Origin of the sequence: Sedimenticola hydrogenitrophicus (assembly GCF_025175675.1) — a bacterium.
GTDB classification, from domain to species: domain Bacteria; phylum Pseudomonadota; class Gammaproteobacteria; order Chromatiales; family Chromatiaceae; genus Sedimenticola; species Sedimenticola hydrogenitrophicus.
Genome location: NZ_JANIOA010000005.1, coordinates 49,065 through 63,348, shown reverse-complemented (window position 1 = coordinate 63,348; position 14,284 = coordinate 49,065). Strand labels below are relative to the sequence as shown.

Sequence of the window (14,284 nt, the reverse complement as noted above, 5' to 3'; positions counted from 1 at the left end):
TGGATGCCGGTTTATCATAAAAAAACCATTGTAACCGCCAAGGCCGCAAAGAACACGAAGGAAAACATTGGCTTGCACTTTCCCGGTACTTCACCTTCCGGGTTGGGCCGTAGCTGTGAACAAGCCGTTGTATCTCTTTGTGTACTTTGCGCTCTTCGCGGTTGAATCGAGGAATGTTGGCTTATTCTAACGCGAATGCGCGATCAAAATCGCGGTGGCCGTACACACTTCGGGCTGCTGGCCGGGTTTCGGCGTCTCCCTCACGCCAGGGCGGCGGATTTCAGTCGATTATCACCTGCGTATCGACAATGCCCAGCCGGGGCAGGCTGGCGCTCAAGTGGTCCACCTGTTCCACATCGGCCAGGGGGCCGATCTGCACCCGAAACAGTGGCTGTCCGCGGTTGTCGATCTGCTGGATGCGCACCTTCTCGCCCAGCGAGCCGGCCAGCCGCAGGCTCAGCTGGTTGGCGTTGTGCCGGCTGCTGAAGGCGCCAACCTGAATGAACAGCCCGGGGGCCGCCGGATGACTGGCCTGGATGAGCGGACTGAGCGGGGCTGGCGGAGGCGCGGCCGGCACCTGTCCGGGCGGGCCGCCGGGATCCAGGGCCCGCACCTCCACTAGGCCGGTGCCTTCACCGAGAATGCCCAGTTTGGTGGCCGCCGCATAGGAGAGGTCGATCAGCCGGTTGTTATGGAACGGGCCGCGGTCGTTCACCTTGACGATGGCCGTGCGGCCGTTGCGCAGATTGGTCACCTGGACATAGGTAGGCAGCGGCAGGCTCTTGTGCGCGGCGGTCATGGCGTACATGTCGTAGGGTTCGCCGCTGCTGGTGGCGCGGCCGTGAAACTTGGTGCCGTACCAGGAGGCGATGCCCCGCTCCACATAGCCGCGGCTGCTCGGCAGGGTGTGGTAGCGCTGGCCGAGCACTACATAGGAGGCCGGGTTGCCGCGCCGGCTGACCGGCTCGACCCGCGGCGTGGCATTGGCGATGGCATTGGGATCGAGTCGCCGCGCCGGTGCGCTGTCGCTACTGTCCGGAAAGCCGGGCGGCAGGGAGGGGCGGATTGAACAGGCCGCCAGCAGCGTGGCGCAGGCCAGTCCCAGCAACAGCGCTTTTCCCGGCATGCCGGCGGCCATCAGCCGGACGTCCCGTTTTTAAGGGCCCGCGCAAGAATAATTCCGTAGTACCGAGGGCGTTCGTGGGCCCCGCTGGCAAGGCACGCTTTGCAGGCAATGGCCGCTCCCTTGCCAAAAAGCGTAACGCCGCCAGCGGGGTCCAGGGGCGACCGAATACAGGAACTTATTCTTGCGCGGGCCCTAAGCGCCCGGATCTCCTGGCTCAACTGGTAGACCGCCATGGCGTAGAGATTGCTGTGATTGTAACGGGTGATGACGTAAAAGTTATTCAGACCCAGCCAGAACTCGGAGCCCTCCGCGCCCTGGAAGTGGATGACGGTCGCCTTGGCGTCATCTGCCGCGGCAGCGGGGGTGTCGACTATGCCGGACGCCGCCAGCTCAAGCAGCGGTGTGTTGGGCGCCGCCGCCCGCTGCGCCGGTTCGATATAAAAGGATTGCCCCGGTTCCAGGCGCCTGGCCGGCAAGGCCACGGCCTCCCCCGGGCGCCAGTTGTGGCGGCTGAAGTAGTTGGCCACGCTGCCGATGACATCGGCATCATTGCCCCAGATATCGCGCTTGCCGTCTCCGTCGAAATCCACCGCGTAGCTGAGATAGCTGGTGGGGATGAACTGCGGGGTGCCCATGGCGCCGGCATAGGAGCCCAGCGCCATGGCCGGCTCCATCTGCTCTTCCATCAGGATCTGCAGGAAGGCCTTCAGCTGGGTACGCCCAAATTCATAGCGTCGCGGATAGTGATAGGCCTGGGTGTAGAGGGCGTCGAGGATGGGGATGCTGCCGGGGCGCTTGCCGTAGAAGGTTTCGACGCCGATGATCGCGACGATGATCTCCGGTGGCACGCCATAGACCGCCTCGGCCCGCTCCAGGGCCGCCCGGTGTTTCTCCCAGTAGGCGACCCCCGCCTCGATGCGGCTGGGCTGGAGGAAGATCGGCCGGTAGCTCTTCCAGGTGTGGATGGTCTCGGCCGGGCGGTCGAGGCTGTCGATCACCAGTTGACTGCGGCTGGCGCCCTGCAGCAATTGACGCAGGGTATCGAGCGGATAGCCCTTCTCCGCGGCCAGATCCTGCAGCAGCGGTTCGACCTCCGCCGTCGGTGCGGCCAGGGCCAGTGCTCCGTTCCAGTGCAACAGCAGCGCCAGGGTGCCGATTTTGGCCAGGATCTTGATCAGCGTCTTGGGCATGCTTTGTTCCTTGTGCGTTACCGCGCTGCCTGCCGGCTAGGTGGGCAGCAGCTTGCGATGGGTGTGTATGGACATCAGGATACCGAAACCGGCCATGATGGTCACCAGCGAAGTGCCGCCGTAGCTGACCAGCGGGAGCGGTACGCCGACCACTGGCAGAATGCCGCTGACCATGCCGGTATTCACGAACAGATAGACGAAAAACACCATGGTGACGGCCCCGCCCAGCAGCCGGCTGAAGGTGTCCTGGGCCTGGGCGGCGATATAGAGGCCGCGCAGGATGATCACCAGATAAAGCGCCAGCAACAGCAGGATGCCGATGAAGCCGAACTCCTCGGAGAGGACGGCGAAGATGAAGTCGGTGGTCCCCTCGGGGAGGAATTCCAGATAGGACTGGGTGCCGTTCAGCCACCCCTTGCCGTAGAGTCCGCCGGAGCCGATGGCAATTTTCGATTGGATGATGTGGTAACCGGTGCCCAGCGGGTCCCACTCCGGATTGAGGAAGGTGAGCACGCGGTTACGCTGGTAGTCGCGCATGCCCCACTCCCACAGGACCCAGGAGACCGGGATGGCGGTGACGGTCATGCCGCCGATGAAGCGCCAGCTGAGTCCGGCGAGAAACAGCACGAAGATGCCCGCGCTGGCCACCAGCAACGAGGTGCCGAGGTCGGGTTGGCGGGCGATCAGCAGCACCGGAACCAGGATCATCAGTCCGGCGATGACCAGGCGGCTCCAGCGCGGCGGCAGGGATTTCTCCGCCAGGAACCAGGCGATCATCATGGGCACCGCCAGCTTGACCAGTTCCGACGGCTGGAAGCGGAACAGCCCCAGGTTGAGCCAGCGCTGCGCCCCCTTGCCCACCTGTCCGGCCACCAGTACCGCGATCAGCATCAGGATGCCGGCGGCAAACAGCCAGGGGGCCCAGCGGCGCAGCGTGGCGGGCGGCACCTGGGCGACCACCACCATCACCGCGAAGGCGATCCCCAGGCGGATCAGTTGGCGCTCGATCACCGCCATGTCCTGGCCGCTGGCGCTGTACAGCACCAGCAGGCCGAATCCGCACAGCAGGATCAGGCCGGTCAACAGTGGGAGGTCCAGGTGCAGGTCCGCCAGCAGCCCCTCGGCCCGGGTCGGGTTGGATTCCGGCAGGCCGCTCGGCTGATAGCGCGCCATCAGCGGCGCTCCTTGAGCAGTTGGTGGTCCATGATGGCCTTGGCGATGGGGGCGGCCACCGAGCCGCCGTGACCGCCGTTCTCGACGATCACGGCGACGGCGATACGCGGCGCCTCGGCCGGGGCAAAGGCGATAAAAAGGGCGTGGTCGAGCATCTTCTTCTCCAGCTTCTCCTCCTCGTATTTCTCTTCCTGCTTGACGGTGAACACCTGGGCGGTGCCGGTCTTGCCGGCAATCCGGTACTGCTCGTTGCGGATCAGCCGGGCAGTCCCGCGCGCTCCCTCGGTGACCTGCAGCATCGCCTCGATGATATTATCCCAATTGGCCTCGGAGTGCCGGGCGATCTGCAACTGCTGGCTGACCGGCTGCTCCTGCGGATCCGGCTCACCGTTGCGGCGGATTGATCGGACAATCCGCGGGCGGACGCGTGCGCCGCGGCTGGCGAGGGTGGCCGTGGCGCTGGCGAGCTGCAGCGGTGTGGTCAGGAAATAGCCCTGGCCGATCCCGGTGATAAGGGTCTCGCCCGGATACCAGGACTGGTTTCTGGTCGCCCTTTTCCACTCCCGGGAGGGCAATAATCCACCCAGTTCGCCGGTGATATCGACGCCGGTCTTCTGGCCGAAACCGAACGGCGCCAGGTACTCGGACAGCTGGTCGATCCCCATCTGCTGCGCCAGATCATAAAAGTAGACATCGCAGGACTGGGTGATGGCCTGGTCCAGGTCGACAGGGCCATGGCCGGCCTTTTTCCAGTCGCGGTATTTGTGGCTGAGGTTGGGCAGCTGGAAGTAGCCGGGGCAGTATTTTTTCTGGCTCGTGGTGATGACGCCGTTCTCCAGTCCCCCCAGGCCGATGAAGGGTTTGATGGTGGAGCCGGGCGGGTACTGGCCGCGAATGGCGCGATTGAACAGGGGCATGTCGTCCGAATTCTGCAGCGCGTCATAGTCCGCCGAGGAGATCCCCTCGACGAACAGGTTGGGGTCGAAGCCCGGTTTGCTGACCATGGCCAGGATATCCCCGGTGCGCGGGTCGATGGCCACGGCCGCGCCGTTTTCCTCCGCGAACGCTTCCATGGCCACCCGCTGCAGCGAGGCATCCAGGGTCAGGTGCAGGTCCATACCCGGGGCTGGCGGTTCGCTTTCCAGGATCCGGATCACCCGGCCCAGGGCATTGATCTCGACCTGTTGCAGACCCACTTTGCCGTGCAGTTCCGCTTCATAGTATTTCTCGATGCCGTTCTTGCCGATGTGTGTGGTCCCGGAGTAACTGGAGGTATCGATGCTCTGCAGTTCACGCTTGTTGATGCGGCCGACGTAGCCGAGGATATGCGCGGTGACATCCTTGAGCGGATAATCCCGCAGCAGCTTGGCCTGGATATCCACGCCGGGGAAGCGGTGGCGGTTGACGGCAAAGCGCGCCACCTCCTCGTCGCTGAGCTGGACCCGGATGGGGATGCTCTCAAAGCGGCGCTGATGGCTTTTCAGGCGGGCAAAGCGTTTCCGGTCGTTGTCGCTGATGTCGATGATCCGGCCCAGCTCCTGCAGTGTCCGGTCCAGGTCCTTGACCCGTTCCGGGGTAATCTCCAGGCTGTGGGTCGGCAGGTTCTGGGCCAGGATGACGCCGTTACGGTCGTAAATCAGGCCCCGGGTCGGCGGCAGCGGTTCCACCTTGACCCGATTGTCCCGCGACAGGGTGGTGAAGTGGGCATGGTCGGTAATCTGCAGCTTGGCGAGATGCAGGATCAGCAGTAGCAGGAGCAGCAGGATGATCAGGGTCGCACTGACGGCGCGCGCGCGGAACAGGTGGCTCTCGCGCAGGTAATCCTTCAGCGTGGTCGGATACATGGCTCAGCTGACCTGGAACTTGCGTCGCAGATCCCGCAGCACGATGTACACCCAGGGCCAGAGGAGCATGCCGACCAGAGGCGGCGCCCAGTAGGAGAGCGGCGGCGTGGGCTGACCCACGGCGCCCATGACCCAGAGGGAGAGCAGTTTCTCCAGCAGCAACAGTACCAGAATGGTCAGCGACTGCTGCCACAGGGGAAACAGGCGGATCCGCAGATGCATTTCGAAGGTGATGTAGGCGATCAGCCCCAGCGACAGGGCGTGCTGCCCGAGCAGGGTGCCGGAGAGCACATCGACCACGATGCCGAGCAGCCAGCCGACACCGACGCCGACCCGCTGGGGCAGCGCCATGGTCCAGTAGATCAGTACCAGGGTGTACCACTGCGGGCGCAGCATCTGCGCCCAGTCGGGTAGCGGCAGGATGGCCAGCAGCAGGGCGACGCAAAAGCTGGCAATGATGACTGGTGTGCCGCTTCGGGGTGTCAGTGTCATGGCTCCCCCGCCGGTGTCTGTACCGCGGCCTGCCCGGACGTCTCCGGGGCCGCGTCTGTCTCCGCGGCGGCGTCCTGGTCCGGCGGTGTCAGCGTCCACACCAGCAGCGCCTCGCGGGCGCGTTCCAGGTGGGCGCTGGGCTGGGCCCTGATGCGGGCGAAGGGTTCGCCCGGTTCGCGGGTAATGGTGGTCACCGTGGCGACCGGGTAGCCGGATGGGAAGCGTCCACCCAGCCCGGAGGTGACCAGCAGGTCACCCACCTTGATGTCGGCATTGTTCGGCAGATTCGGCAGCTCCAGTTCATTGATGTGCCCGGTACCGATGGCTACGGTGCGCAGGCCGTTGCGGTTCACCTGGATCGGCAGCGCATGGCTGGCGTCGGTGATCATCAGCACCGAGGAGGTGAAGCGGTTGACATGCACCACCTGGCCCATGACCGCGTTGGCGTGCAGCACCGGCTGGCCCTTGTAGATGCCGGAGTTGGAGCCCTTGTTCAGCAGCACCAACTGGCGGTACGGGTCCATGTCCACCGCGATCAGCTCGGCGATCAGCACCCGGTCGCCGAGCTTGAAAGAGGAGTCGAGCAGATCCCGCAGGCGCATGTTCTCCGCCTCCAGGGCCGCCAGTTTCTGCTGCCGGCCCTGCAGCAGCAGGTTCTCCCGGTGCAGTTCCCGGTTCTCCTCCTGCAGGCGGGTGCGGGTGGCGAATGTCTCGGAGGCCCAGTAACCGATGGCGATGGGCAGATTGGCCACAAACTGCAACGGATAGGTGATGGTGGAGAGGACGGAGCGGACCGACTCGAGGTGGTGCTGGCGGTGATCGATGATCATGAGGGCGAGCGAAAGCACCACGGCGAGCAGTACGCGGATACTGATGGACGGACCTTGTGTAAAGATCGGTTTAATAGGGGATCAGCCTCTTAAACTTCTGATCAGCGCCTGACGGCATTACTCCATTGCGAACAGCAACTCTCCACCTCGTTCATCCAGCATTTCGAGGGCCCGGCCGCCGCCTCGCGCAACGCAGGTCAGCGGGTCTTCGGCGATGAGCACCGGCAGGCCGGTCTCCTCTTCCAGCAGTCGGTCGATATCCCTGAGCAGCGCGCCGCCGCCGGTCAGGACGATGCCGCACTCGGCCACATCCGCTCCCAGTTCCGGTGGCGTCTGCTCCAGCGCCGCCTTCACCGCGCCGACGATACCGGAGAGCGGTTCCTGCATCGCCTCCAGAATTTCGTTACTGGTCAGGGTAAAGCTGCGGGGGATGCCCTCGGCCAGGTTGCGGCCCTTGATCTCCATCTCCCTCACCTCGTTGCCGGGGAAGGCGGAGCCGATCTCTTTCTTGATCCGCTCGGCGGTGGCTTCGCCGATCAGGGTGCCGTAGTTGCGCCGCACATAGTTGATGATCGCCTCGTCGAAACGGTCACCGCCGACCCGCACCGAGTTGGAATAGACGATGCCGTTGAGGGAGATGATGGCCACTTCCGAGGTGCCGCCGCCGATGTCCAGCACCATGGAGCCGCGCGCCTCGTTCACCGGCAGGCCGGCGCCGATGGCGGCGGACATCGGTTCCTCGATCAGGTACACCTCGCGGGCGCCGGCGCCGGCGGCCGATTCGCGGATGGCGCGCCGCTCCACCTGGGTCGAGCCGCAGGGGACGCAGACCAGCACCCGGGGGCTGGGACGGATCAGTTTGGCTTCATGCACCTTGTGGATGAAGTGCTGCAGCATCTTCTCGGTAACCGTGAAGTCGGCGATCACCCCGTCCTTCATCGGCCGGATGGCGGTGATGTTGTTGGGGGTGCGCCCCAGCATCCGCTTCGCCTCTTCGCCTACCGCGGCGACAGTCTTGCCACTCCCGGGCCCTCGGTCCTGACGGATGGCTACTACGGAGGGTTCATTGAGCACGATGCCTTGGCCGCGTGCATAGATCAGGGTATTGGCAGTCCCAAGATCGATCGACAGATCGTTGGAGAAAAGCCCGCGTATGCGTCTGAACATTGCGAAATTGATATCCCGTGAGATGTGTTGTTAATCATGACAGGGCGCCACTGCCATCGCGATGCCCCGGAAAAAGACGTAATCTAGCAATCGCGGGGGGCATTGGGCAAGGAGCTCTGCTGGAAAATATACCGGTTTGGGGGTGTGTTTATCATTTCTGCACCTGCACCTGCGGTACTAAATGTGTTAATTTCCCCCTCTTGCACTCTAGTCAATATCATCCTGACAGAGTACCTGTGTAATCCCGGTTGTGATCGGCCTGTGTGGGTGGCGGATTTTCGTCCGGCAATGGCCTGATGCCGTGACGCTCATGGACGCGCGGGAACGGGGAGCTGCTTTCCCCCTGTTCTCCCTTCGGCACCACGGCACCATCATAGCCCCAGATCAACCGCCTGTATATCGAGGAAGTCATGTCGCTGGAAAGATCCGATGTTGAGAAGATTGCCCATCTGGCGCGTCTGGCCGTGAGCGAGGATGAGCTGGAGGCGGTCACCGCCGATCTGTCGAATATCCTGCACCTGGTGGCGCAGATGGAGACGGCCGATACCACGGGGGTCGAGCCTATGGCCCACCCGCTGCACATGGTGCAGCGGGTGCGGGAGGATGCGGTGAGCGAAACGGATCAGCGGGAGAAGTTCCAGGCGATCGCGCCGCTCACCGAGGAGGGGCTCTATCTGGTGCCCCGGGTGATCGAGTAACGCGGTTTTCTGGCAAGGGGTCGAGCGGGGAAGGGGGCGGAGTCAAGCCGCTCGGACCAGCGGGGAAGGGGTCGGAGTCAAGCCGCTCACCGGCGGCAGTAAATTCTTTCTGACCGTAGGCGGCTTGACTCCGACCCCTGTGTGGTTACGACCCCTGTGTGGTTGTCTGTTTGGTTAATGTTTGTGATGGGTAAAATGTATGCATAACAAGAGTATCGCGGAGCTGGCGCTTGGCCTGCGGGCCGGTGAATTCACCAGCGTGGAACTCACTCGGACCCACCTCGACCGGATCGCCAGTCACAATCCGCAGCTGAACTGCCTGATCAGTGTCTGCGAGGAGACCGCCCTGCAGGAGGCGGAACTGGCGGACCGGCGGATACGCGCCGGCGATGCCGGACAGCTGCTCGGTATTCCGATCATCCACAAGGACATCTTCTGCACCGACGGAGTGAAAACCAGCTGCGGGTCGAAGATGCTGGATAACTTCATCGCCCCCTATGACGCCCACGTGGTGGAGTTGCTGAAGCAGGCCGGGGCGGTGATGCTGGGCAAGTCCAACATGGACGAGTTTGCCATGGGTTCGTCCAACGAGAACAGTTTCTACGGGCCGGTGCACAATCCCTGGCAGGCGGGTGCCGTCCCGGGGGGCTCCTCCGGGGGATCGGCCGCCGCAGTGGCGGCGCGCCTCTGCGTTGCCGCCACCGGCACCGATACCGGCGGGTCGATTCGCCAGCCGGCCGCCTTCTGTGGTATCACCGGGCTGAAACCCACCTATGGCCGGGTGTCACGCTACGGCATGATCGCCTTCGCCTCCTCCCTGGACCAGGGCGGACCGATGGCGCGCAGTGCCGAGGATGCCGCGACCCTGCTGCAGGTGATGGCCGGTTTCGACAGCCGCGACTCCACCAGTGCCGAACAGCCGGTTCCCGACTATGCCGCGACCCTGAACGATGACCTGAACGGGTTGCGTATCGGCGTGCCGAAGGAGTACCTGGGCGAGGGGCTGGAGACGGCGATTGCCGATTCCATTCAGCTGGCGCTGGACGAGTACGTGCGCCTGGGCGCGGAACTGGTGGAGATCAGCCTGCCCAATACCCACCTGGGCGTGCCAACCTATTATGTGGTGGCACCGGCAGAGTGCTCTTCCAACCTGTCGCGCTTTGACGGGGTACGCTACGGCTACCGCTGCAGCGAACCGCGCGACCTGGAGGATCTCTACAAGCGCTCCCGGGGCGAGGGCTTCGGGGCCGAGGTGAAGCGGCGCATCATGATCGGCACCTACGCCCTGTCTGCCGGTTATTACGACGCCTATTACCTGAAGGCGCAGAAGATCCGCCACCTGATCTCGGACGATTTTCGCGCCGCTTTCGAGCGGGTGGACGTGATCATGGGGCCGACAGCGCCCTCGACCGCCTTCGGCATTGGCGAGAAGGCAGCGGACCCGGTCACCATGTATCTGTCGGATATCTACACCATTGCGGTGAACCTGGCTGGTCTGCCGGGCATGTCGATCCCGGTACGGCCGATCAATGGCATGCCGGTGGGTCTGCAGCTGATCGGAAACTATTTCCAGGAGGCGCGCTTGTTGAACGTAGCCCACCAGCTGCAGCAGGCGACCAACTGGCACACGGCCACCCCGGCCGGTTTTGAGTAACATAGACGGATATAGAGACAGCATATGCAATGGGAAACCGTAATCGGGCTGGAGATCCATGCCCAGCTGGCGACCAGATCCAAGATCTTTTCCGGGGCCTCCACCGCCTTCGGGGCGGAACCCAATACCCAGGCGTGCACTATCGATCTCGGCCTGCCGGGGGTATTGCCGGTACTGAACCGGGAGGTGGTGCGCATGGCCATCACCTTCGGCGTGGCGATCGAGGCGGAGATCGCCACGCGCTCGGTGTTCGCGCGTAAAAACTACTTCTACCCGGACCTACCCAAGGGCTACCAGATCAGCCAGTTCGAGCTGCCCATCGTCGGCAAGGGCCGGGTGGAGATCGAGCTGGAAGACGGTACGCTGAAGCCGGTCGGGGTGACCCGCGCCCACCTGGAGGAGGATGCAGGGAAATCGCTGCATGAGGATTTTCATGGCATGACCGGGGTGGACCTGAACCGGGCCGGCACGCCGCTGCTGGAGATCGTCTCGGAGCCGGATATGCGTTCCGCCAAGGAGGCGGTGGCCTATGCGAAGAAGATCCATCAGATCGTCCAGTATCTGGGGATCTGCGACGGCAACATGCAGGAGGGGTCATTCCGTTGCGATGCCAATGTCTCGGTCAGGCCCAAGGGTGGGCCGCTGGGTACCCGCGCCGAGCTGAAGAATCTGAACTCCTTCCGCTTTCTGGAGCGCGCCATCAATATCGAGGTGGAGCGCCAAATCGACCTGATCGAGGGCGGCGGCACGGTGGTGCAGGAGACCCGGCTGTATGATGCCGACAAGGATGAGACCCGCTCCATGCGCTCCAAGGAGGAGGCCAACGATTACCGCTATTTTCCCGACCCGGATCTGCTGCCGGTGGAGCTGGATGCGGGCCTGATGGAAGCGGTCCGGGCGGGCATGCCGGAGTTGCCCGACGCCAAGCGGGCCCGCTTTGCCCGGGACTACGGACTGAGCAGCTACGACGCCGCAGTTCTTACCGCCAGCAAGGGGCTGGCGGACTATTTCGAACTGGCGGCGAAGGTGGCGGGCGACGCCAAGCTGGTGGCCAACTGGGTGATGGGGGAGTTTTCCGGGGCCCTGAACAAGGCCGGGCTGGCGCTGGAGCAGAGTCCGGTCAGCGCCGAGCAACTGGGTGGCATGCTGCTGCGCATCGTCGACAAGACCATCTCCGGCCGGATCGCCAAGCAGGTGTTCGAGGCGATGTGGGCCGGCGAAGGCAGCGCCGACCGGATCATCGAGGCGCAAGGGCTGAAGCAGATCACCGACAGCGGGGCGATCGAGGCGGTAGTGGACGCGGTGTTGGCGGTCAATGCGGAACAGGTGGCCAATTACCGCAATGCGGACGAAAAGAAGCGGCCCAAGATGCTTGGCTTCTTCGTCGGCCAAGTGATGAAGCAGTCCAAGGGCAAGGCCAATCCGAACCAGGTCAATGAACTGCTGCTGAAAAAGCTCTGAATGCCTGCGGGGCAACTGAGTTTGTAGCCTGGATGGAGCCCACTATATGGGACCTTAACGGGCGCATAGAGACGGACAGGCGAAATCCGGGTTGGTGTTGAGTCGAAGCCCGCTCCCCGGATTCCGCCGCCGTGGGTGCATGTGGTCCCCCGGTTTGGGGAGGTGGCGGCTTCATCCAGGCTACGGTGCCGTGCCCGCCGCCGGCGCCCTCGGGGCGCCCTATGGCTGAGAAAGGACCACGGATGGACACGGATACACACGGATTTTTGGATAGGGAGGCTGCCCGACTGGTGGTTAGCCCTGTAGGGGACATGCCTGTGCTCGGCTGGAGGGTGAACCCATCCGTGTCCATCCGCGTGGATCCGCGGTTCGAATAGGGGCGGTCGCGCAGTTCCCGCTCTACCTTGGCACCATCCTCTAACCCAGCTTCCGGCTATGCTGGAAAATTGCCTCGATCAGCTCGTCACGGCCGGCACTCTCCCGAACCAACTCGCTGGCCAGGTTGGCCAGTTTCAGGCTCTTGAAGCGGGCAAAGGCGCGGATGGCGTCAAACGCCGCCTGTTCATCGGCGGCATAGCGCTGCATGTAGATGCCCACGGCCACGCTGATCTCCCGGTTGCGCAGGATCGCCTCCCGCAGGTCGGACTCATTTCGCTGCAGCTGCTGCAGTTCGGCGGAGCGTTTCAGGGCCGCCTCGATGGCCGGTATCAGCTGCTGGGTGTTGATCGGTTTGACCAGGTAGCCCAGCGCCCCCTCGCGGGTGGCGACCTCTACCACCTCACGATCGGCGTAGGCGCTGAGGAACAGGGTGCTGATGCGCCCCCGCTCCTTCAGTTCCCGGGCCGCCTCGATACCGGTCATGCCGGGCATGCGGATATCCAGAATGGCAAGATCGGGCCGCTCCCGCAGGCCCAGGCGGACCGCGCTCCGGCCGTCCTGGGCGGAGATTACCTGGTAGCCCGCCTCGCTCAGGCCGCTGGTAATGCTGGTGAGGGTAAACGGATCATCATCAGCAACCAGGATTTTGTTTTGGGTCATGGTGATCTCTGGCCGATCCGTGGGTTAGGTCTTCCGTATCCATTAGGGATTCAGGTGACGGGTATCAGGAAGCTAACGGCCGCCCAGTGGCCGGCCGCCCGTTATCGTTCGGGATTATAAAGCATGGAACCGGGATGCCCAAATCCGCATGTCCGCGCCCTAATCCGGTACGCTGGCCATGGCCACTGTATAGGTCGCCCCCTGCTTGAGTTTCTTGTAATTGCCGAACACCTCGATGAAGGCCTTCTGGATGAATTTGCGCAGGCCGCTGATGGTCACCACATAGAAGCGGGCACCGGGATTCATCCGTGCCAGGGCATCGTAAAAGTAGAGGTAGTAGAGCTCCTTGCCGGTCTTGGCCGGCAGGTTGGAGACGATCAGGTCAAAACGGCGCTCGCCCACCTGATCGAAGCCGTTGCTGAGAAAGATCTCCGTATTGGTGATGCCGTTGACCGCGGCATTTTTCCGGCTGTAGTCGATGGCGACAAAATCCTTGTCCACCAGCACACTGGTCCCCAGCGGCGCCAGTCGGGCCAGGGTCAGGCCGAGCGGTCCATAGCCGCATCCCAGGTCCAGGGTGTCATCGCGCTCCCGCACCTCCAGGTGATCGAGCAGCAGGCGGCTCCCCTCATCGATCCCTTTCGGGGAGAACAGGCCCCAGGTGGTGTGATAGGTGAGGGTCTGCCCGCGCAGGGTCTCGCGGAACACGATGTCCCGGCGCAGATTGTTCAGGTAAGTGATGGTATCGTCAGGGATTATTATTCTATTCATGGCTGATTAATGGCCGCCGCAGGTCTTGCAGGCGGGATCTTTTTTCAGTATCAGGGTGCGCCACTGCATCTCTAGGGCGTCCAGCACCAGCAGGCGGCCCACCAGGGTCTGGCCGGATCCGGTCAGTACCTTGATCGCCTCCAGCGCCTGCACACTGCCGATAATGCCCACCAGCGGTGACAGCACGCCGTTGGCGGAGCAGGTCTCATCCATTTCGGCGGCACTGCCGTAGAGGCAGCGATAGCAGGGTTCCTCGGCCTGGCCGGTGAACACCGAGACCTGTCCCTCCATACGGATGGCGGCGCCGGAAACCAGGGGGATGCGGTGTTTGACGCAGGCCTCATTGATGGCGAAGCGGGTGGTGAAGTTGTCGGTGCCGTCGATCACCAGGTCGGCGCGCCGGATCTCCCGCTCCAGCTCCTCGCCTTCGAGCCGGCTGGAGACGGTCTCGATCCGGCATTCGGGATTGAGTGCGCGCAGGGTCTGGCGGGCGGAATCCACCTTCAATTGGCCGATGCTCCCGGTGGTGTGGATGATCTGGCGTTGCAGATTGGTGAGATCGACACGGTCGAAATCCACCAGCACCAGCTCGCCGAGGCCGGCGGCGGCCAGATACATGGCGGCGGGCGATCCGAGCCCCCCCAGTCCGAAAATCACTACCCGGGATTGCAGCAGTTTTTCCTGTCCCTCGATGCCGATGCTGGGGAGCATGATCTGGCGGCTGTAGCGGAGGAGTTGGTCGTCATTCATAGGTTGCGGTCAAATCATCTATGCTCAGGCTTGACCCGGAATGGCAACTCCCGCCGCCCGGTCCCTGATGGATATGGTTCGCTGTAGGGT

At 63.5% G+C, this 14,284-nt stretch carries 13 protein-coding genes; 3 read left to right on the top strand and 10 right to left on the bottom strand.

The genetic code is table 11. The features are described from left to right. Positions 1-280: 280 nt before the first annotated feature. Genes NPX02_RS04465 through NPX02_RS04435 form a run of 7 tightly spaced genes read right to left on the bottom strand, consistent with a single transcriptional unit; the run spans position 281 to position 7,822 of the window. A complete protein-coding gene (locus NPX02_RS04465) occupies positions 281-1,138 on the bottom strand; it encodes a septal ring lytic transglycosylase RlpA family protein (protein ID WP_260292118.1) in 858 nt (285 codons plus the stop codon). Next, the gene (gene mltB, locus NPX02_RS04460; RefSeq protein ID WP_260292117.1) at positions 1,138-2,316 is read right to left on the bottom strand and encodes a lytic murein transglycosylase B; all 1,179 of its coding nucleotides are present in this window, start codon (positions 2,314-2,316) and stop codon (positions 1,138-1,140) included. The genes NPX02_RS04465 and mltB overlap by 1 nt, the downstream gene beginning before the upstream one ends. 36 nt (positions 2,317-2,352) lie before the next feature. After that, positions 2,353-3,489, bottom strand: coding sequence for a rod shape-determining protein RodA (rodA, locus tag NPX02_RS04455; protein WP_260292116.1), 1,137 nt, complete (start codon positions 3,487-3,489; stop codon positions 2,353-2,355). Next, positions 3,489-5,333 (bottom strand): penicillin-binding protein 2, encoded by a 1,845-nt coding sequence (gene mrdA / locus NPX02_RS04450; protein WP_260292115.1) that lies wholly within the window; start codon positions 5,331-5,333, stop codon positions 3,489-3,491. Before mrdA ends, rodA begins: the two co-directional genes overlap by 1 nt. Before the next feature lie 3 nt (positions 5,334-5,336). Then, complete coding sequence (mreD, locus tag NPX02_RS04445; protein WP_260292114.1) at positions 5,337-5,825, bottom strand: rod shape-determining protein MreD; 489 nt, start codon at positions 5,823-5,825, stop codon at positions 5,337-5,339. Further along, the gene (mreC, locus tag NPX02_RS04440; protein ID WP_335342511.1) at positions 5,822-6,721 is read right to left on the bottom strand and encodes a rod shape-determining protein MreC; all 900 of its coding nucleotides are present in this window, start codon (positions 6,719-6,721) and stop codon (positions 5,822-5,824) included. Before mreC ends, mreD begins: the two co-directional genes overlap by 4 nt. A gap of 51 nt (positions 6,722-6,772) precedes the next feature. Next, on the bottom strand, positions 6,773-7,822 hold the full coding sequence (locus tag NPX02_RS04435; RefSeq protein WP_260292113.1) for a rod shape-determining protein: 1,050 nt from the start codon (positions 7,820-7,822) through the stop codon (positions 6,773-6,775). Between the two features lie 410 nt (positions 7,823-8,232). Between NPX02_RS04435 and gatC the strand changes: the two genes are divergently transcribed. The 3 genes from gatC to gatB all read left to right on the top strand — a co-directional run bounded on the left by gatC (position 8,233) and on the right by gatB (position 11,635). After that, positions 8,233-8,520, top strand: coding sequence for an Asp-tRNA(Asn)/Glu-tRNA(Gln) amidotransferase subunit GatC (gatC, locus tag NPX02_RS04430; RefSeq protein ID WP_260292111.1), 288 nt, complete (start codon positions 8,233-8,235; stop codon positions 8,518-8,520). 199 nt (positions 8,521-8,719) lie between these two features. Beyond that, positions 8,720-10,174: an Asp-tRNA(Asn)/Glu-tRNA(Gln) amidotransferase subunit GatA gene (gene gatA / locus NPX02_RS04425; RefSeq protein WP_260292110.1), complete on the top strand. Its 1,455-nt coding sequence runs from the start codon at positions 8,720-8,722 to the stop codon at positions 10,172-10,174. 24 nt (positions 10,175-10,198) lie between these two features. Further along, positions 10,199-11,635 carry an Asp-tRNA(Asn)/Glu-tRNA(Gln) amidotransferase subunit GatB gene (gene gatB / locus NPX02_RS04420; RefSeq protein ID WP_260292109.1) on the top strand — a complete coding sequence of 479 codons (1,437 nt, stop codon included), beginning with the start codon at positions 10,199-10,201 and terminating at the stop codon, positions 11,633-11,635. 417 nt (positions 11,636-12,052) lie between these two features. Here gatB and NPX02_RS04415 read toward each other — a convergent pair whose 3' ends face one another. The 3 genes from NPX02_RS04415 to NPX02_RS04405 all read right to left on the bottom strand — a co-directional run bounded on the left by NPX02_RS04415 (position 12,053) and on the right by NPX02_RS04405 (position 14,194). Continuing rightward, positions 12,053-12,673 (bottom strand): ANTAR domain-containing response regulator, encoded by a 621-nt coding sequence (locus NPX02_RS04415; RefSeq protein ID WP_260292108.1) that lies wholly within the window; start codon positions 12,671-12,673, stop codon positions 12,053-12,055. A 159-nt stretch (positions 12,674-12,832) separates the two neighbouring features. Then, on the bottom strand, positions 12,833-13,444 hold the full coding sequence (locus tag NPX02_RS04410) for a class I SAM-dependent methyltransferase (protein WP_260292107.1): 612 nt from the start codon (positions 13,442-13,444) through the stop codon (positions 12,833-12,835). 6 nt (positions 13,445-13,450) lie between these two features. Further along, positions 13,451-14,194, bottom strand: coding sequence for a HesA/MoeB/ThiF family protein (locus tag NPX02_RS04405; protein WP_260292106.1), 744 nt, complete (start codon positions 14,192-14,194; stop codon positions 13,451-13,453). Positions 14,195-14,284: the final 90 nt, after the last annotated feature.

What these genes read in the sequence shown, in the direction of transcription:
- NPX02_RS04465 (WP_260292118.1), bottom strand. Translation starts at nt 1,138, where the DNA reads ATGGCCGCCGGCATGCCGGGAAAAGCGCTGTTGCTGGGACTGGCCTGC.
- mltB (WP_260292117.1), bottom strand. Translation starts at nt 2,316, where the DNA reads ATGCCCAAGACGCTGATCAAGATCCTGGCCAAAATCGGCACCCTGGCG.
- rodA (WP_260292116.1), bottom strand. Translation starts at nt 3,489, where the DNA reads ATGGCGCGCTATCAGCCGAGCGGCCTGCCGGAATCCAACCCGACCCGG.
- mrdA (WP_260292115.1), bottom strand. Translation starts at nt 5,333, where the DNA reads ATGTATCCGACCACGCTGAAGGATTACCTGCGCGAGAGCCACCTGTTC.
- mreD (WP_260292114.1), bottom strand. Translation starts at nt 5,825, where the DNA reads ATGACACTGACACCCCGAAGCGGCACACCAGTCATCATTGCCAGCTTT.
- NPX02_RS04435 (WP_260292113.1), bottom strand. Translation starts at nt 7,822, where the DNA reads ATGTTCAGACGCATACGCGGGCTTTTCTCCAACGATCTGTCGATCGAT.
- gatC (WP_260292111.1), top strand. Translation starts at nt 8,233, where the DNA reads ATGTCGCTGGAAAGATCCGATGTTGAGAAGATTGCCCATCTGGCGCGT.
- gatA (WP_260292110.1), top strand. Translation starts at nt 8,720, where the DNA reads ATGCATAACAAGAGTATCGCGGAGCTGGCGCTTGGCCTGCGGGCCGGT.
- gatB (WP_260292109.1), top strand. Translation starts at nt 10,199, where the DNA reads ATGCAATGGGAAACCGTAATCGGGCTGGAGATCCATGCCCAGCTGGCG.
- NPX02_RS04415 (WP_260292108.1), bottom strand. Translation starts at nt 12,673, where the DNA reads ATGACCCAAAACAAAATCCTGGTTGCTGATGATGATCCGTTTACCCTC.
- NPX02_RS04410 (WP_260292107.1), bottom strand. Translation starts at nt 13,444, where the DNA reads ATGAATAGAATAATAATCCCTGACGATACCATCACTTACCTGAACAAT.
- NPX02_RS04405 (WP_260292106.1), bottom strand. Translation starts at nt 14,194, where the DNA reads ATGAATGACGACCAACTCCTCCGCTACAGCCGCCAGATCATGCTCCCC.